Here is an 18,972-nt window from a genome sequence, read left to right as displayed (position 1 = left end):
AACGGGGCACGAAACACCCCTTGTGATAAAATTGGAACGGAAAGAAGGATCAGCATGAAACGAATGAAGCGCGTATTGGCCCTGACCCTGTCCGCGGCTCTGGCCCTGTCTCTGGCCGCCTGCGGCGACAAGAAGGCCCCCGCCCCCAGCGCCGGCGGGGACGCCCCCGTCAGCTCCGCCCCCGGCCAGGAGGCGGTGTACACCCGCCTCTACGGCAGCGAGGTCACCACTTTCAACTACCTCTACACCTCCAACACCAACGACCTCCAGATGTCCGCCAACTGTGTGGACTGCCTGGTGGAGTACGACAACTACGGCGTGATGATCCCCTCCCTGGCCGAGAGCTGGGAGAACAACGCCGACAACACCGAGTGGACCTTCCACATCCGCAAGGGCGTGAAGTGGGTGGACTACCAGGGCAACGAGGTAGGTGACGTCACCGCCCACGACTGGGTCACCGCCGCCCGGTGGGCCAACGAGGCCAAGAACCAGGCGGGCAACCAGTACATGTACAACGGCATCGTCAAGAATGCCGAGGCCTATTACAACTACACCGCCTACCTGCTGGAGAGCGACAACGGCACCAAGACCGTCAATGAGGACGGGGAGGCCATCGACCCGGTGGCCGAGGTGAAGTTTGAGGATGTGGGCGTCAAGGCCGCCGACGACTACACCCTGGTCTACACCATGGAGGCCCCCTGTTCCTACTTCCCCTCCGTCCTCTCCTACTCCAGCTATATGCCGGTCTATGAGCCCTTCCTGGAGCAGATGGGGGAGAACTTCGGCGCCGCCACCGGCCCGGACACCATCCTCTATAACGGCGCTTTCCTCATGAGCGAGTTCGCCCCCCAGGACCACCGCACTCTGGTGAAGAACCCCACCTACTGGGACAAGGACAACGTGTTCCTGGACAGGATGGAGTGGCGCTACAACAACACCGCCAACACCCTGGGGCCCGAGCAGTTCGTCCGGGGCGAGGTGTCCTGGGCCCAGCTGGACGCCTCCCTGCTGACCTCCTGGCTCCAGGACGATGCCAAGTATGAGATGGTCTCCCCCAGCCGCCCCAGCGTGGCCTACTCCTACTTCTACGCCTTCAACTTCGAGCCCCGGTTCGACGCCTCTCTGGAGCCCGATAACTGGCTGCTGGCCGTCAACAACGAGAATTTCCGCCAGTCCATCCTCCACGCCCTGGACCGGGTGGGCGCTCTGGCCATCCAGGACCCCCAGAACCCGGAAACCCTGGTGAACAACACCATCACCCCCGCCACCTTCGCCAGCGCCGAGGGCCTGGACTACACCCAGTACCCCGCCCTGAAGGCCATCAGCGACTCTGACAGCTTTGACACCGACGCCGCCCTGGTGTACAAGGCCGCCGCCGTGGAGGAGCTGACCGCCGCGGGCTGCACCTTCCCCGTGAAGGTCTATATGCGCTATAACCCCGACACCGCCAACTGGGACAAGGAGTGCCAGCTGGTGGAGCAGCAGCTTGAGAAGGCCCTGGGCGCCGACTACATCGACATCATCGTGGAGGCCGGCCCCGCCAAGAACTTCCTCTCCACTGTCCGCCGCACCGGCGACTTCGGCCTGATGAAGTGCAACTGGGGCGCCGACTACGCCGACCCCCAGACCTGGACCGACCCCTTCGGCGAGAACAACACCTATAACTTCATGAACCAGGACGCCTCCCGCTCCGTGGCCGACGCCCCCTGCGACAACAAGTCCCCCGAGACCCAGGCTTTGGTGGCGCAGTACTACGAGCTGGTGAACGCCGCCAAGGCCATCACCGACGACGATGCCGCCCGCTATACCGCCTTCGCCGAGGCCGAGGCCTTCCTCATCGACCACGCCCTGGTGATCCCCTTCTCCCTCTCCACCGACGGCTACGTGGCCACCCGCCTCAACGTCTTTGAGGCCCAGTACGCCCCCTACGGCCTGGCCCTCCAGCGTTTCAAGTACCAGCACCTCATGGAGAAGCCTATGACCATGGAGCAGTTCAACACCCTCTACGCCCAGTGGCAGACCGACCGGGCCGCGGCCCTGGCCAAGGCCGGTGCGTAAGCACGGGCTGGCCGCTCTTTCAGAGGTTCCCCTCATCCGTCACCGGCGGAGCCGGTGACACCTTCCCCCTGGGGGAAGGCTTGGTTCTCTTCAACAGCGGAGAGAGGAAGGCGGCAAAGCCGCCTTCCTCCCCGCATATATGACGGCTTCACCCCCATGTGGAGCCGCGATATATGCGTCGCCCTCTTATACAAAGGAGGTCCACCTATGGCGAAATACATCGGGAAGCGTCTGCTGCGCTCCATCCTGACGCTTTTTATCATTATTACCATCGTCTTCGCCCTGCTGCGGCTCATGCCCATCGAGGGCTATTTCCAGAACTTTGAGAAGATGAGCTCGGTGCAGATCAAGGTAGGGCTCCAGCAGCTTGGGCTCACCGATCCCCTCCCCGTCCAGCTGGGCAACTTCTGGAAGGGGGTTTTCCGGGGGGATCTGGGGGTGAGCCACAAGTACCGGGTGGGGGTCCCCGTGCTGGAGATCATTGCCGGGAAGCTGCCCCTGTCCCTGGCCATCGGCCTGTCCGCCCTGGGCATCGCCCTGGTGCTGGGTCTGCCCCTGGGCATCCTCATGGCCCGCTCCACCCGCACCAAGTGGAAGATCGGGGACAGGCTGGGCACCGTGTTCGTTGTGGTCATCCAGGCCATTCCGGCGGCGGTCTATTACCTCCTCATCCAGTTCTACGCCTCCCGGCTGCCGGGGCTGTCCATGTTCTTCTACCCGGACAGGCCCCTGACCTGGATCCTCCCCATCTTCTCCCTGGCCCTGGGCAACATCGCCTACTACGCCATGTGGCTGCGCCGCTACATGGTGGACGAGTCCAACAAGGACTACGTGAAGCTGGCCCGGGCCAAGGGCGTGCCCACGGCGGACATCTCCCGCAAGCACGTTTTCCGCAACGCCTTCGTGCCCCTGGTGCAGTTCATCCCCACCTCGGTGATCCTGACCTTAATGGGCTCCCTCTACGTGGAGAGCCTCTACTCCATCCCCGGCATGGGCGGTCTGCTGGTCACCGCCATCCAGAACCAGGACAACACCCTGGTGCAGGCTTTGGTGCTCATTTACGCCGCCATCTCCATCCTGGGGCTGCTGGTGGGGGATATCCTCATGGCGATTTTAGACCCCCGCATCACCCTCGGGAAGAAAGAAGGTGGCCGCTGATGGCGTTTTTCCGAATCAAGGACAGCAAGACCCAGCAGTTGGCCGACGGGCTGAACGCCCAGGCCCGGCGGGAGTTCACCGAGGCCGAGCTCTTCCAGCCGGCCCCCTACGACCCGGACGCCGGGGAGCGGGGCGGGTACTCCAATTACTCCTACTGGGGCTCCACCTTCCGGGCCTTCGGCAAAAACAGGGTGGCCATGTTCTTCCTGTGCGTTATCCTGGCCACCCTCCTCTTCACCTTTCTGGAGCCGCTTTTGCCCTACGACCGGGAGCCCAACACCATCTACTACACCGAGCAGGCGGAGGTGAACCTCTTCACCCGCCAGCCGGTGCTGGACGAGAACGGGAACCCTGTCATCAAAACCTCCCTGGCCAAGGACCTGGCTCCCGGTTCTGAATTCTGGTTCGGCACCAACACCATCGGCCAGGATTTGTGGAGCCAGATTTGGTCGGGCACCCGGAACAGCCTGTTCATCGGCTTCGCCGTGGCCTGTGTGGACGCCATTCTGGGCATCCTGATGGGGGTGCTGTGGGGCTACGTGCGCAAGCTGGACTTCCTCTTTACCGAGGTATACAACATCTTTGACAACGTGCCCCAGACCCTTATCGTCATGATTATCTCCTACATCCTCCGGCCGGGGATGTCCACCATGATCTTCGCCATGTGCCTCACCTCCTGGCTCCAGACCGCCCGGTTCGTGCGCAACCAGGTGGTCATCATCCGGGACCGGGACTACAACCTGGCCTCCCGGTGCCTGGGCACCTCCACCTGGAAGATCATCACCAAGAACCTCCTGCCCTATCTCGTCAGCATCATCACCATGCGCATGGCCCTGGCCATCCCGGCGGCCATCAACAACGAGGTGTTCATCACCTACATCGGCCTGGGCGTGCCGCTGGAGACCCCCACCCTCGGGAACCTCCTGGAGGCGGGGCGGAAGGTCATGAGCGAGGCGGCCCTGCGCTACCAGCTCTTCTTCCCCGTCATCATCCTGGCCGCCATCACCATCTCCTTCTACATCATCGGCAACGCCTTCGCCGACGCCGCCGATCCCAAGAACCACGTGAACTGAGGGCCTTCCCCCGGGGGAAGGTGGCAGCCGGTCGGGCTGACGGATGAGGGGAGCCCTTCCCTTTCGCAATGCCTGGATCTGTTTCCCGCCGTTCCCCTCATCCGCCCCTGCGGGGCACCTGAAGGTGAATTGCCCCGAAGGGGCAAGAGAAGCCACCCTGGGGTGTCCCCCCAGGGGAAGGCTTTTAGACCCCTATCCTCTATCAAGGAGGCCACCCTATGACAAACGACAACATCATCCTCTCCTTCGAGGACCTTGACGTCCGCTTTACCCTCCGGGGCCAGGTTTTGCGGGCCATCCGGGGCATCTCCCTGGACGTTTACAAGGGGGAGAGCCTCGCCATCGTGGGGGAGTCCGGCTCGGGCAAGAGCGTCTTCACCAAGTCGGCCATGGGCCTGCTGGACGCCAACGGGTCCATCGCCGGAGGGCACATCTGGTACGACGGGAAGGACATCGCCCAGTACAAGACTGAGCAGGAGTGGCTGTCCATCCGGGGCCGGGAGATCGCCATGGTGATGCAGGACCCCATGACCTCGCTGAACCCCCTCAAGACCATCGGGGACCAGATTTTGGAGGCGGTGGTCCTCCACCAGGGCCTGAAGGGCGAGGCGGCCAAGGCCGCCGCCGTGGAGGCCCTCGCCGCCGTGGGCATCGACGAGCCGGAGCGGCGGTACAAGCAGTACCCCCACGAGTTCTCCGGCGGGATGCGCCAGCGGGTGGTCATCGCCATCGCCGTGGCCTGCCGGCCCAAGATTTTGATTTGTGACGAGCCCACCACCGCCCTGGACGTGACCATCCAGGCCCAGATTTTGGACCTCATCAAGCAGCTTCAAAAGAAGCTGGATTTGACCACCGTCTACATCACCCACGACCTGGGGGTGGTGGCCAACGTGGCCGACCGCATCGCCGTCATGTACGCCGGGGACATTGTGGAGGTGGGGACCTGCGACGAGGTGTTCTACGACCCCCACCACCCCTACACCTGGGCCCTGCTGTCCTCCCTGCCCCAGCTGGGGGTGAAGGGGGAGGCCCTCTACTCCATCGCCGGCACGCCCCCCAATCTCTTTTACGAGGTGAAGGGGGACGCCTTCGCCCCCCGGAACCCCCAGGCGCTGAACATCGACTTCGTGGAACGGCCCCCCTTCTTCCAGGTGTCCCCCACCCACAAGGCCCGGACGTGGCTGCTGGACCCCCGGGCCCCCAAGGTGGAGCCGCCGGCGCTCATCCGGGAACTGCGCAGCCAGGGAGGGAAAGCCAATGCCTGAGACACGCCAGAAGCTGCTGGAGGTCAAGGACCTGCGGGTCACCTTCGGCTCCAAGCGCCACCCCTTCACGGCGGTGGACGGGGTGAGCTTCGACATCTACAAGGGGGAGACCTTCGGCCTGGTGGGGGAGTCCGGCTCGGGCAAGACCACCATCGGCCGGGCCATCATCCGCATCAACCCGGTGTCCGGCGGCACCGTGACCTATAAGGGTGAGGTCATCTCCGGCAAAGTGAGCCGGGAGGTGGACCGGCGGGTCATCCAGGAGATCCAAATGATTTTTCAGGACCCCATGGCCTCCCTCAATGAGCGGGCCAAGGTGGACTACATCGTCTCCGAGGGGCTGTACGCCATGGGGAAGCACCTCTCCGAGGAGGAGCGGCGGGCCAGGGTGGCCCGGGCCCTGTCCGACGTGGGGCTGCTGCCTGAGTTCGCCAGCCGCTTCCCCCACGAGTTCTCCGGGGGACAGCGCCAGCGCATCGGCATCGCCCGCTCCCTCATCATGGAGCCGGAGTTCATCATCGCCGACGAGCCCATTTCCGCCCTGGACGTATCCATCCGGGCCCAGGTCTTGAACCTCATGTCCAAGCTCCAGAAGGAGCGGGGGCTGACCTATCTCTTCATCGCCCACGATTTGTCCGTGGTGCGGTTTATCTCCGACCGCATCGGGGTCATCTACAAGGGGCGGCTCATGGAGCTGGCCGGGAGCGAGCAGCTCTTCGCACACCCGCTTCATCCCTACACCCGGGCGCTTCTCTCCGCCATCCCCATGCCCGACCCGGTGGGGGAGCGGGGGAAGAAGTTAGTGGTCTACGATCCGGGGCGGCATCAGTATAGTGATACCAACCCGCCTTTTTGGGAAGAATTGGAGCCGGGGCATTTTGTCCGGGGGAGCGAAGCCGAGCTCGCGGAGTATCGGGGGATGCTCTGACGGGGCGGCGTTTGATTGTTCGCTGACTGCACGTCAAATGTGCGTATTTCTGGGGGAGGTTTCTTTTCCCCAAGGAAAAGAAACCTCCCCCAGACCCCCAAAGAAAAGTCTTTTGGTGCAGCCCTGCTCGCAGTTTCCCTTCTTAGTAGAAGGTCTACTGCCAGAAGAAAGGGGGAAAGGCACGGGAGCGTCTGTACGACCCGTGGTCCCTCTTGCGCCGCTCGGCCGCTGACGTGTGCTCGATAGAAGGTTGGTCTTTAGCCTTCCCCTCGGGGGAAGGTGGCAGCCCGAAGGGCTGACGGATGAGGGGAACTGTGGGCATGGGAAAAGGCTCTACCAAACCGATACGTTCCCCTCATCAGTCTGCTTCGCAGACAGCTTCCCCCAAGGGAAGCCTAATTTGCTCCTACCCAGGCGCACCAATGAGTTGCAAACGCTGTCTGTACAGCAGGAGTCAGCGGCAGCGGCGCTAAGAGGAGACGGGGTTGACAGACGTGAGCGCCGGTCGTATAAACGCCACCACCCATAAATTTAGTTCGGCACTTTTCTTTGGCATCCACCGCAGCGTTCAGAAAACTTGCCGGTGGCAAGTTTTTAGCGTAGGCTGGCCGGCTATGCCGGCCAGATCTCTGTCCTTGAGAATATAGGCGGCCCCGCAGGGCTGCTCCCCTGCATCCCCGTCCCCGCCCGGTGGGCGGGCTGCCCCAAACTGTGTGAATAGAAGGTGAATTTCCCCATGATAACCCCCAATTCCCTCTACCCCGGCGCCCGGGTGGCCCTGGTGGCCCCCTCCTCCGCCGTCCCGGAGAACCGGCTCTCCCCCGCTGTAGAGGCGGTGAAGGCCCTGACTCTGGAGCCGGTGGTCTACCCTTCCTGCTATTTTGACAATCGCCACGGCTACTTTGCCGCCGACGACGGCCAGAGGGCTAAGGATCTCCAGGACGCCTTCGCCGACCCCTCCATCCAGGGTATCTGGTGCATCCGGGGCGGCTACGGCGCCGGGCGGCTGCTGCCCCTCCTCAACTGGCGGGACATCGCCCGCCACCCCAAGCTCTTCTGCGGCTATTCCGACGTCACCGCCCTTCACATTGCCCTCAATCAGTGCTGCCGTCTGGTGACCTATCACACCCCCATGCCCTCCACCGAGCTCTACCAGCCGGTAGACGACTTCACCACGACCTACCTCCGCCGGGCCCTCTTCGGGGCCCTCACCGGCCCCCTGCCCCTGGGGCAGGAGGTGGCGGCTCTGGCCCCCGGCCGGGCCAGCGGGCCCCTCTGCGGCGGCAACCTCTCCCTCATCTGCGACAGCCTGGGCACCCCCTGGGAAATCGACACCAAAGGCAAGCTCCTCTTTTTGGAGGACATCGGGGAAAAGACCTACCGGATCGACGGGATGCTTACCCAGCTCCGGAACGCCGGGAAGCTGGACCAGTGCGCCGGCATCCTGCTGGGGGCCTGGACCGACTGCCTGCCCGAGTACCCCGAGAAAACCCTGACCCTGGATGAGATCTTCCGGGAGCTGATCCTCCCGGCCGGGAAGCCGGTGTTGGCGGGCCTGCCCGCCGGACATGTCCTGCCCACCCTGTCCCTCCCCCTGGGGGCCACGGCGGTCATGGACGCGGACGCCAAGAAATTAGAGGTGTGCTCATGACCAGGGATCAACTGACCATCTACCTGGAGCGGGAGATCGCCGTTTTTCCCGGCCAGACCGCCCTGCTGGTCTCCGACGCTTTTTCCCCCGATCCCTTCTTCAGCCATCAGGCCGAGGCCCGCTTTCCCTCGGCCTCCCTCATCAAGACCCCTATCCTCCTCACCGCCCTGGAGCAGGTGCGGCAGGGCATCCTGTCCCTCCGGGACCGGCTGGAGGTGCCCCAGCGGGCCATTCTCCCCGACAGCCAGGTTTTTGAGGAGGGGCCCGGATTCTTCACTCTGGAGGAGCTTCTCTACTGGATGATCGCCGACAGCGACAACACCGCCGCCAACGTCATTTTGGACACCCTGGGCCTGGACGCCGTCAACGAATACTGCACCATCCTGCTGGGCCTTTCCAACACCCTGTGCCAGCGGAAGATGCTGGACTTTGACGCCGCCAGGGCCGGGCTGGAGAACTACACCTCCGTGGCCGACCAGAGGCGGATGTTCTGCCTGCTCCAGGGTGGCCAAATCCTGAGCCACGGCCTGCGGGAAATCGCCCTGTCCATCCTCCGCCGCCAGCGGCACTCCGGCTGTATGCTCCGCTATATTGCCGACGACGTGGCCCTGGCCCACAAGACCGGCTCTCTGGACGGCGTGGCCCACGACTGCGGCCTCTTCCTCCTGACGAAGCCCCTCTTCGTGGGCATCTGCACCTGGGACGGCCCCAGCCCCGACGGGGACCCGGTCCAGCGGCGGTATATCGGCCGCCTGGCCAAGGCCATCTACGACACCTACAAGGAGGGCTGAACCATGGAAGCTGTGGTCTCAACGCCCCGCTGTCCCCTCTACCTCCGCCCCAGCGCCCAGAGCGAGCTGGCCGACGAGGCCCTTCTGGGCTGGACCGTCACCATCCTGGACAACCCCTGCCCCGGCTGGTACCAGGTCAGGACCGACTACGGCTACACCGGTTACGCCCCCGCCGGGGCGCTGACCGTGGGCGACGGCAATGCCCGGCGCTGGGCGGGGCTGGAGAAAAAAACGGTCTGCCGGGCCATCGCCTCCGTCCGTTCCCGCCCCAATGTCCAGGGCTGGCAGGTGGAGGAGCTTCTCCGGGGGGCCTGGGTGGCCGTCCACGGCGATCCAGACGGCGACGGCTGGCAGAAGATCTCCCTCCCCGACGGGCGGGAGGGGTTCACCAAGACCGGCTTCCTCCGCCCCATGCCCGCCGCCCCCCTCACCGAGGCGGCCTTCCGCCAGGCGGTGACCCACAACGCCGGGCTCTACTTGGGGACCCACTACCTCTGGGGGGGCAAGACCCCCATGGGCATCGACTGCTCCGGCCTCACCTTCATGGCCTACCGGCTGGCGGGGGCCGCCATCTGGCGGGACGCCTCCATCAAGGAGGGCTACCCCCTCCACGCCATCGACCCGGCGGACAAGAAGCCGGGGGATCTGATGTTCTTCCCCGGCCACGTGGCCATGTACCTGGGCCAGGGCCGCTACATCCACTCCACCGCCTTCAACGGCAGTGACGGAGTGGTCATCAACAGCCTGGACCCGGCCCAGGCGGATTACCGGCCCGACCTGCCGGAAAAGCTCACCGCCGTGGGGAGCCTGTTTTGAGGACAAAAAACGCCTGTACCCTTTGGGGTACAGGCGTTTCTTTTGGCTCAGTCCTTTTTGTCCAGCAGCTCCTGGGCCAATTCCACGGCCTCGAATACCATCCGGTCACAGTGCTCGCCCCGGGGCTCGCCCCGCTCCACAGCGGCCTTCAGGAGCTCGGCGCAGTTGATGGTGCCGTTCTTGTCCCGGAACCGGCGGAGCAGCTCGGGGCCGGCCTTGTCCCCCGCCCCGGCCATACCCAGGGCCATCAGCGCCCCGGTGACGGCGCCGCAGACCGAGCCGCAGCGCATGCCGGAGTTGAAGAAGGCTCCGGCCTTCCGGGCGGTCTCCTCATCGATGCCGCAGGCGGCGTGGAAGGGCATCAGGGTGGCTTGGCAGCAGTTGTAGTGGGCGGTGATATCCGCCCGGAGGGCTTTGGCTTTTTCCAGTGCTTCGCTCATGTGTGGTGGTCTCCTTTTTCTGTATTTATAATGAGTTTGGTTGGGTTATGTGGTTGTGGGACGGCATTTCGGTGTGGTGGTCACTGGCCGCACGTCAAACGTGCGCTCTTCTGGGGGACGTTTCTTTTCCCGAGGAAAAGAAACGTCCCCCAGACCCCCAAAGAAAAGTCTCTGGTGCTGACCTGCTCGCAATTTCCCTTTTCAGTAGGAGGTCTACTGTCCGTTGTTTGGGGGAAAAGCACGGGAGCGTCTGTGCGACCCGTGGTCCCTCTCGCGCCGCTCCGCCGCTGACGTGTTCTTGATTGATAAGTGTCGTTTGTGCGCGCCCTTAGCCTTCCCCTCGGGGGAAGGTGGCAGCCCGAAGGGCTGACGGATGAGGGGAACTACGGACATGGGAGAGGCTCTGCTAAAGCGATAAGTTCCCCTCATCAGTCTCGCTTCGCTCGACAGCTTCCCCCAGGGGAAGCCTAAGACCCGCCGAACCCCGGCCCCGTTACGGAGTAAGGGGTCCGGATCACCCCACGTCCGTAAGAACAGCCTGGGGAGGTTTCCAAAGGAGGGGAAACCGCGGTTTCCCCTCCTTTGGTCGCTGAGAAGGGGTCCAGGGGGAAATTTGTTGGCCCTTAGCGAGTCTACGAGCTTAGGGCCAGCTAATGCAGCGAAGCTGTTGAGTCGAAACTCTCCCCCTGGTGCTTTCTTGGGGGGTGGAAAAACCTTTAATTGAAGATATCCCCCTCCTCGGCGAACAGCCGCCTCACCTTCCCCATCAGGGGGCGGTGCCCCGGCCAATCCAGCTCCGGGTCGGTTTCCAGCAACTCATTCGCGGCCTCCTGGGCCTCCTTGAGGACCCGGGTGTCCCCCGCCAAATCGGCGGCCCGGAGGGTGGGCAGGCCGTGCTGGCGCTGTCCGAAGAAGTCGCCGGGGCCCCGCAGCTCCAGGTCCTTTTCCGCGATTTTGAAGCCGTCGGTGGTCTGGGTGAAGTATTTGAGCCGCTCCCGGGTCTCAGGGGAGCGGTTGGCGCTCACCAGCACGCAGTAGGACTGCCACTTCCCCCGGCCCACCCGGCCCCGGAGCTGGTGGAGCTGGGACAGGCCGAAGCGCTCGGCGTTCTCGATGACCATGAGGTTGGCGTTGGGCACGTCCACCCCCACCTCCACCACGGTGGTGGACACCAGGATGTCAATTTCCCCATGGGCGAAGGCGGACATGACGAGGCTCTTGTCTTTGGGCTTCAGCTTGCCGTGGACGAAGGCCACCCGCAGGTCGGGGAACACCGCCTCGGACAGCTCTTTGGCGTAGGCGGTGACCGCCTTGAGCTCCGCGGCCGGATTGGGAAGGAGGCCGGGGGGCTCCCCCTCCCCGTCCTGGGCCCCCTCCTCCACGGCGGGGCAGATCATGTAGACCTGCCGGCCCTCGGACACCTGCTTGCGCACGAAATTGTACATCCGCGCCCGCTTGTCCTCCCCCACCAGGAAGGTCTCCACCGCCGTCCGCCCCGGGGGCAGCTCGTCGATGACGGTCACGTCCAGATCGCCGTAGATGAGCAGGGCCAGGGTCCGGGGGATGGGGGTTGCCGACATGACCAGCACGTGGGGGGGCACCTCCGCCTTGGAGGCCAGAGCGGAGCGCTGGCCCACCCCAAAGCGGTGCTGCTCGTCGGTGATGACCAGCCCCAAATTCTGATAGACCGCCCCCTCGGACAGCAGAGCGTGGGTGCCCACCATCAGGTCGTATTCCCCCGCCGCCAGGGCGGCCTGGGCGGCCTTCTTCTCGGCGGCCCTCATCCCGCCGGTGAGGAGGCCCACCCGCACCCCGGCGGGGGCCAGAAGCTTGGTCAGCGTCTCATAATGCTGGCGGGCCAAAATTTCCGTGGGGGCCATCAGGGCGCTCTGGAAGCCCCCGGCGTGGGCCAGCCAGGCGGCGAAGGCGGCCACCGCCGTCTTGCCCGAGCCCACGTCCCCCTGGATGAGCCGGTTCATGGGCCGGGGCTGGGCCAGGTCGGCGGAAATCTCCTCCATGGCCCGCCGCTGGGCCCCGGTGGGCGGGAAGGGCAGGAGGGCGAGAAACTCGTCCAGCCGTCTTTTGGGGAAGGCCCTGCCCTGGGCGTCCGTCCGGCGGCGGCGGAGAAAGGCCATGCCGCAGGAGAGGGTGAACAGCTCCTCGAACACCAGCCGCCTCCGGGCCACCGCCAGGGCCTCCTGGTCGGCGGGAAAGTGGACGTTCCGGCAGGCGAACTCCGCCGTGCACAGCTGGTGCTTTTCCCGGACCGCCGGGGGCAGCTCGTCGGGGACCTGGTCGGCGCAGCCCTCCACACTCTGGAGGGCCAGGGAGGCCAGCAGGTTGTTGGACACCCCGGCGGTGAGGGGGTAGACCGGCATAATGCGGCCGGTGAACCGGGCCCGGTCCTCCCGCTCGAACACGGGGTTGGTGAGCTGGCGCTTGCGGCCCAACAGCTCCATGCGCCCGTAGAAGATGTAGCTCTCCCCCACCACCAGGGCCCGGCGGACGTAGTCCTGGTTGAAGAAGGTGACCTCCGCCGCCCCGGAGCCGTCCACGATGCGGCACTTGGTGAGGGTCAGCCCCGCCCGGACGCGGGAGACCCGGGGCGTCTCGGCCACCAGGGCGCAGACGCAGCCCGCCTCCTCGGTGGGGGCGGAGGTGATGGGGTAGATTTGGGTGCGGTCCTCGTAGGCCCTGGGGTAGTAGCCCAGCAGGTCCCCCGCCGCCGTCAGCCCCAGCTTCTGCAGGGCCTTGGCCTTGGCCGGGCCGATGCCCGGAAAGGACTGCAAGGGCCTGTCCAGCGTCATGTCTCCTCCCCCCTCTCCCAGTCTTTTTTGTATCCTACCACAAAACCGGCCCCGCTTCAACACCCTCCGCCGCCCCTCTTTCGCCCTTTTTTGCAATTTTTGCTTTTTCCACTTGCAAAACGCCCTTCCACCCGATATAATGTGATACATCTAAATTTGAGAGGAAAGGCGGGGTCAGCCTTGCAAGAGAAGACCTTCCAAAAAGTGATGGTGGCCAACCGGGGGGAGATCGCCATCCGCATCTTCCGGGCCTGCTACGATCTGGGCCTGCGGACCGTGGCCATCTATTCCAACGAGGACACCTACTCCCTCTTCCGCACCCGGGCGGACGAGGCCTATCTGGTGGGCCGCAACCAGAGCCCCCTGGCGGCCTATCTGGACATCCCCGCCATCATCACCCTGGCCCAGCGCCGGGGGGTGGACGCTATCCACCCCGGCTATGGCTTTCTCTCCGAGAACGCCGACTTCGCCAAGGCCTGCGAGGAGGCGGGCATCACCTTCGTGGGCCCCTCCTCCCGGGTGCTGGCCCAGATGGGCGACAAGCTGGCGGCCAAGGCCACGGCCATCGCCTGCGGCGTGCCCATCATCCCCGGCTCCACCGAGCCCTTGAAGGACGCGGACGAGGCGGTGGAAAAGGCCCTGTCCTACGGCTTCCCCGTCATCCTGAAGGCCGCCGCCGGCGGCGGCGGGCGGGGCATGCGCCGGTGCGACAGCGAAGAGGAGGTCCGCCGCAACTTCGAGCTTGTGAAAGGGGAGGCCAAGAAGGCCTTCGGCAACGACGACATCTTCATCGAAAAGTACCTGGTGGAGCCCAAGCACATCGAGGTGCAGATTTTGGCCGACCAATATGGCAACGTGGTCCACCTGGGGGAGCGGGACTGCTCCCTCCAGCGCCGCTACCAGAAGGTGGTGGAGTTCGCCCCGGCCTGGAGCGTGCCCCAGGAGGTGCGGGACGCCCTGCATGCCGACGCCGTGAAAATTGCAAAACACGTGGGCTATGTCAATGCCGGCACCGTGGAATTTCTGGTGGACAAGAACGGGGGCCACTACTTCATCGAGATGAACCCCCGCATCCAGGTGGAGCACACCGTCACCGAGATGGTCACCGGCATCGACCTGGTGCGGGCCCAGCTTTTGATTGCCGAGGGCTGCCCCCTGTCCGACCCCCGCATCGGCATGGCCAAACAGGAAAACCTGAACGTCAACGGCTACGCCATCCAGTGCCGGGTCACCACCGAGGACCCGGCCAACCACTTCGCCCCCGACACCGGCAAAATCACCGCCTACCGCTCCGGCGGCGGCTTCGGCGTCCGGCTGGACGGCGGCAACGCCTACACCGGGGCGGTCATCTCCCCCTACTACGACTCCCTCCTGGTCAAGGTCACCTCCTGGGACAACACCTTCGAGGGCACCTGCAACAAGGCCCGGCGGGCCATCAGCGAGGAGCACGTCCGGGGCGTTAAGACCAACATCCCCTTCATCACCAACATCCTGGCCCACCCCCTCTTCCGGGCCGGCCAGTGCCACACCAAGTTTATCGACGAGGCCCCCGAGCTCTTCGAGTTCCAGGAGGGCCAGGACCGGGCCACCAAGGTTTTGAAGTATATCGCGGAAATTCAGGTGAGGAACCCGGACAGCCAGCGCAAGCAGCTGGAAATCCCCCGGGTGCCCGTGCCCAGCCGCCTCCAGACCCCGGCCGACGGGCTGAAGGGCCTGCTGGACGCCCAGGGGCCGGAGGCCCTGTCCAAGTGGGTGCTGGGCCAGAAAAAGCTTCTCGTCACCGACACCACCATGCGCGACGCCCACCAGTCCCTCCTCTCCACCCGGATGCGCACCCGGGACATGGCCCTGGCCGCCCCCGGCACGGCGGAGATTTTGAAGGACTGCTTCTCCCTGGAGGTGTGGGGGGGCGCCACCTTCGATGTGGCCTACCGCTTCCTTCACGAGTCCCCCTGGGAGCGGCTGGACATCCTTCGCCAGGCCATCCCCAACGTCCCCTTCCAGATGCTGCTGCGGGGGGCCAACGCCGTGGGGTACACCAACTACCCCGACAACGTGGTGCGGGCCTTCATCGGCGAGGCCGCCCGGTGCGGCATCGACATCTTCCGGGTCTTCGACTCCCTCAACTGGGTCCCCGGCATGGAGGTGGCCATGGACGAGGTGTTGAGGCAAGGCAAGTTCTGCGAGGCCACCCTGTGCTACACCGGCGACATCCTGGACCCCAAGCGGGACAAATACACCCTCGAATATTATGTCAACCTGGCGAAGGAGCTGGAGAAGCGGGGCGCCCACATGCTCTGCGTCAAGGACATGTCCGGCCTGCTGAAGCCCTACGCCGCCAAGAAGCTGATATCGGCCCTTAAGAACGAGATCGGCATCCCCGTCCACCTCCACACCCACGACACCTCGGGCAACCAGATTGCCGCCTACCTGATGGCCGCCGAGGCGGGGGTGGACGTGGTGGACTGCGCCGTGGAGTCCATGGCCTCCACCACCTCCCAGCCCTCCCTGGACGCCCTGGTGGCCGCCCTCAAGGGCCAGGAGCGGGACACCGGCTTCGACCCCAAGGAGCTGCAAAAGCTCTCCAACTACTGGGCCGACGTGCGCCTGCGCTACGCCCGGTTCGAGGCAGGCATCAAGAACCCCTCCGCCGACATCTACCGCTACGAGATGCCCGGGGGCCAGTACACCAACCTGAAGGCCCAGGTGGAGAGCTTAGGGCTGGGCCACCAGTTCGAGGCGGTGAAGGAGATGTACCGCTCGGTCAACGCCATGCTGGGGGACATCGTGAAGGTGACCCCCTCCTCCAAGATGGTGGGCGACCTGGCCATCTTCATGGTGCAGAACGAGCTCACCCCCGACAACATCGTGGAAAAGGGGGAGGCCCTCACCTTCCCCGACAGCGTGGTCAGCTACTTCAAGGGCATGATGGGCCAGCCCGCCTGGGGCTTCCCCGAGGACCTCCAGAAGGTGGTCTTGAAGGGCGAGAAGCCCATCACCTGCCGCCCTGGGGAGCTGCTTCCCCAGGTGGACTTCGCCGCCGCCCGGAAAGAGGTGGAGAAATTCTACCCCGACTGCTCGGACCGGACGGTGGTGTCCTGGTGCCTCTACCCCAAGGTGGTGGAGGAGTTCTGCCGCCACCGGCAGGAGTACGGCTATATCACCCGCATGGGCAGCCACGTGTTCTTCGACGGCATGGCCCTGGGCGAGACCAACCAAATCAGCATCGAGGACGGCAAGACCCTGGTCATCAAGTACCTGGGACTGGGCGACCTCAACGAGGACGGCACCCGGAACGTGCAGTTCGAGCTCAACGGCATGCGGCGGGAGATCGCCGTGGCCGACCCCAGCGTGGACGCCCAGGTGGCCGCCGTGCCCATGGCCGACCCCTCGGACAAGAGCCAGGTGGGGTCCTCCATCCCCGGCATGATCTCCAAGATTTCCGTCAAGGCCGGGGAGACGGTGAAGAAGAACCAGGTCATCGCCGTCATTGAGGCCATGAAGATGGAGACCTCCGTGGTGGCCCGGATGGACGGCGTCGTGGAGGAGATTTTGGTGAAGGAGGGCTCCACCGTCAAAGCCGGGGAGCTGCTCATTACCATTAAGTAAGGTGTTCCCACCTCTGGGAGGTGGTGCCTTCTGGGGGACCATCTTTTCCCCGTGGAAAAGATGGCACCCCCAGCCCCCCCAGAAAAGACGCCCGGAGGGGGATTTCGATTTCCCCCTCCGGGACCACCCCTTGAAACGACCAAGGGAGGGGGGACCGCGGTCCCCCCTCCCCTTGGAACCCTCCCCAGGCTGTCCACAAGAGCGTAAGAAAACCCCGTGGCCGCACTTCGTAGCGGCCACGGGGCTCGCCAGCCCCCAGGCTTCCCCTGGGGGAAGCTGTCTGCGAAGCAGACTGATGAGGGGAACTTATCTCTTTAGTAGGGCCTTTGCTGTTATCCCCAGTTCCCCTCATCCGTCAGCCCGACCGGCTGCCACCTTCCCCCTAGGGGAAGGCGAAAGACCAACCTTCTATCAAGCACACGTCAGCCCCCCTCTCAGTCAGCTTCACTGACAGCTCCCTCCGAAGGGGGGGAGCCCTTGGCAAAGATTGGAGGCGGGGCGGGCCGCTGAGGACAGCGGCCCCTACGGATACGCTCTGCCTGCCCCGGAGGGGCCGCCAATCAAGCACACGTTAGCGGCGAGCGGCGCAAGGGGGACCACGAGTCGCACAGACGCTCCCGTGCTTTTCCCCCTATCAACGGGCACCAGACCTCCTACTAAGAAGGGAATCTGCGAGCAGGTTTGCACCCAAGACTTTTCTTTGGGGGTCTGGGGGATGTTTCTTTTCCTCGGGAAAAGAAACATCCCCCAGAAGAACGCACCTTCCGAGGTGCAATCAGTGAACGCGAAAACGCGCCCCCCGTCACCCCCCACCCAAAAACGCGAAAGGAGCCTTCCCATGGAAACCATCCTAAACCTCCTCCCCCTCACCGACGCCGAGCGGGCCGCCTTCCTGGCCGCCGCCCCCCACGAGGACCAGATCTTCCTCCCTGTGGAGCATCTCACCGCCTCCGCCGACACCGCCTCCCTGGACAAGATCGCCCGGGCCACCGTCATCCTCGGCTGTGTCTCCCCCCATATGCTGGCGGGCAGCACGGGGCTGAAATGGCTCCAGACCTGGTCCGCCGGGGTCAACCCCTACCTGCTTCCCGGCGCCTTCCCCCAGGGGGCCGCCCTCACCTCCGCCGTGGGGGCCTACGGCCAGGCGGTGAGCGAGCATATGTTCGCCTCCCTGCTGGCGGTGATGAAGAACCTGCCCGCCTACCGGGACCTCCAGATCGTCCACCGCTGGGACGACGCGGGCCAGGTCCTCACCCTCCGGGGGGCCAACGTCCTCCTGCTGGGCACCGGCGACCTGGGCAGCCACTTCGCGGGCCTTGTCAAGGCCATGGGAGCCCATACCATCGGCCTCAACCGCCATCCGGACAAGCCGGTGGAGCACGTGGACGAGCTCCACCCCCTGGCCGACCTGGACGCCTGGCTCCCCAGGGCCGACGTGGTGGCCATGACCCTCCCCGAGACCCCCCAGACCGTCCATCTGATGAACGCCCAGCGGTTGGCGCTGATGAAGCCCACCGCCATTCTGGTGAACGCGGGCCGGGGCACCGGGGTGGATAACCTGGCCCTGGCCGAGGCCCTCCAGGCCGGAAAGCTCTGGGGCGCCGCCCTGGACGTCACCGAGCCCGAGCCCCTCCCCCAGGACCACCCCCTCTGGGACTGCCCCAACTTCCTGCTCACCCCCCACGTGGCCGGGGGCGACCACCTGGACCAGACCGTCCGCAATATCGTGGCCATCGCCCTGGAAAACCTGCGCCACTTTATGGCAGGGGAGCCCCTGCGCAACCGGGTGCTCTGAGCCCTTCCCCACGTTTCCCATCCTTTTTCTTCCAAAATATGATACCCTCCAGACAACAACGTCTGGAGGGTATTGTTATGCGGTCTGTTTTCTGCCTGCTCCTGTCCCTATCCCTGCTCTCCCTCCCCGCCGGGGCGGCGGCGGGGGAACCCGTCACCCGGGGGGAGTTCGCCATCCTGCTCTGGCGTTCCGCCGGGGGCTTCCCCTACGACGTCAGCGCCCTCCCCTTCTCCGACGTGGAGAAAAACGCCGGCTGGGCCCAGGCGGTATGCTGGGGTTATGACGAGGGCCTCCTCCGGGGCACCGGGGACGGCCTTTTCTCCCCCGGCCGCCCCCTCACCCGGGAGGAGTGCGCCGCCCTTCTGCGCCGTTACGACGCCCGCCTGGGCCGGGACACCTTCTTCCCCGACGCGGGGGGCTGCAACGACTTCCAGGACATCTCCTCCTGGGCGGACGACAGCCTCTACTGGGCCTGCTCCACCGGCCGCATGGCCTGGCGGGACCGCCGTCTGGCCCCCTATGAAACAGTGACCGCCGCCGAGGCGGAGGGCTATTTCGACACCCTGGGATAGGGCGCCGGG

General features: G+C 65.0%; 13 protein-coding genes. 11 read left to right on the top strand and 2 right to left on the bottom strand.

Annotated elements, in window-relative coordinates; genetic code table 11:
• Window positions 1-63: 63 nt before the first annotated feature.
• The 8 genes from AAEU42_RS04365 to AAEU42_RS04330 all read left to right on the top strand — a co-directional run bounded on the left by AAEU42_RS04365 (window position 64) and on the right by AAEU42_RS04330 (window position 9,740).
• Window positions 64-2,058, top strand: a complete 1,995-nt coding sequence (locus tag AAEU42_RS04365) for a peptide ABC transporter substrate-binding protein (RefSeq protein WP_342232312.1) — start codon at window positions 64-66, stop codon at window positions 2,056-2,058.
• A 207-nt stretch (window positions 2,059-2,265) separates the two neighbouring features.
• Window positions 2,266-3,216, top strand: a complete 951-nt coding sequence (locus AAEU42_RS04360) for an ABC transporter permease (RefSeq protein ID WP_342232311.1) — start codon at window positions 2,266-2,268, stop codon at window positions 3,214-3,216.
• Window positions 3,216-4,289: an ABC transporter permease gene (locus AAEU42_RS04355; protein WP_342232310.1), complete on the top strand. Its 1,074-nt coding sequence runs from the start codon at window positions 3,216-3,218 to the stop codon at window positions 4,287-4,289. The genes AAEU42_RS04360 and AAEU42_RS04355 overlap by 1 nt, the downstream gene beginning before the upstream one ends.
• A 218-nt stretch (window positions 4,290-4,507) precedes the next feature.
• A complete protein-coding gene (locus AAEU42_RS04350) occupies window positions 4,508-5,554 on the top strand; it encodes an ABC transporter ATP-binding protein (RefSeq protein ID WP_342232309.1) in 1,047 nt (348 codons plus the stop codon).
• Window positions 5,547-6,482 (top strand): ATP-binding cassette domain-containing protein, encoded by a 936-nt coding sequence (locus AAEU42_RS04345; protein WP_342232308.1) that lies wholly within the window; start codon window positions 5,547-5,549, stop codon window positions 6,480-6,482. Before AAEU42_RS04350 ends, AAEU42_RS04345 begins: the two co-directional genes overlap by 8 nt.
• Before the next feature lie 736 nt (window positions 6,483-7,218).
• Entirely contained in the window at window positions 7,219-8,133 is a 915-nt protein-coding gene (locus tag AAEU42_RS04340; protein ID WP_342232307.1) for a S66 peptidase family protein, read from the top strand.
• Complete coding sequence (locus AAEU42_RS04335) at window positions 8,130-8,924, top strand: serine hydrolase (RefSeq protein WP_342232306.1); 795 nt, start codon at window positions 8,130-8,132, stop codon at window positions 8,922-8,924. The genes AAEU42_RS04340 and AAEU42_RS04335 overlap by 4 nt, the downstream gene beginning before the upstream one ends.
• A gap of 3 nt (window positions 8,925-8,927) precedes the next feature.
• On the top strand, window positions 8,928-9,740 hold the full coding sequence (locus AAEU42_RS04330; protein ID WP_342232305.1) for a C40 family peptidase: 813 nt from the start codon (window positions 8,928-8,930) through the stop codon (window positions 9,738-9,740).
• A 47-nt stretch (window positions 9,741-9,787) separates the two neighbouring features.
• On the opposite strand, the gene AAEU42_RS04325 is transcribed toward AAEU42_RS04330, so the two are convergent.
• Window positions 9,788-10,180, bottom strand: coding sequence for a C-GCAxxG-C-C family protein (locus tag AAEU42_RS04325; RefSeq protein WP_342232304.1), 393 nt, complete (start codon window positions 10,178-10,180; stop codon window positions 9,788-9,790).
• A 716-nt stretch (window positions 10,181-10,896) separates the two neighbouring features.
• Window positions 10,897-12,987, bottom strand: coding sequence for an ATP-dependent DNA helicase RecG (recG, locus tag AAEU42_RS04320; RefSeq protein ID WP_342232303.1), 2,091 nt, complete (start codon window positions 12,985-12,987; stop codon window positions 10,897-10,899).
• A gap of 180 nt (window positions 12,988-13,167) precedes the next feature.
• On the opposite strand from recG, the gene AAEU42_RS04315 reads away from it, so the two are divergent.
• From AAEU42_RS04315 to AAEU42_RS04305, 3 genes are all read left to right on the top strand, one after another.
• Complete coding sequence (locus tag AAEU42_RS04315; RefSeq protein ID WP_342232302.1) at window positions 13,168-16,596, top strand: pyruvate carboxylase; 3,429 nt, start codon at window positions 13,168-13,170, stop codon at window positions 16,594-16,596.
• Window positions 16,597-17,434: 838 nt separating this feature from the next.
• The gene (locus tag AAEU42_RS04310) at window positions 17,435-18,391 is read left to right on the top strand and encodes a D-2-hydroxyacid dehydrogenase (RefSeq protein WP_342232301.1); all 957 of its coding nucleotides are present in this window, start codon (window positions 17,435-17,437) and stop codon (window positions 18,389-18,391) included.
• A 77-nt stretch (window positions 18,392-18,468) separates the two neighbouring features.
• Window positions 18,469-18,963 carry an S-layer homology domain-containing protein gene (locus tag AAEU42_RS04305; protein ID WP_342232300.1) on the top strand — a complete coding sequence of 165 codons (495 nt, stop codon included), beginning with the start codon at window positions 18,469-18,471 and terminating at the stop codon, window positions 18,961-18,963.
• Window positions 18,964-18,972 lie beyond the last annotated feature (9 nt).

Source organism: Pseudoflavonifractor phocaeensis, from assembly GCF_038439875.1.
In the GTDB taxonomy this organism is placed as follows: domain Bacteria; phylum Bacillota; class Clostridia; order Oscillospirales; family Oscillospiraceae; genus Vermiculatibacterium.
Note: the sequence above shows the minus strand (reverse complement) of the source record. Positions and strands in the feature narration are given on the sequence as shown.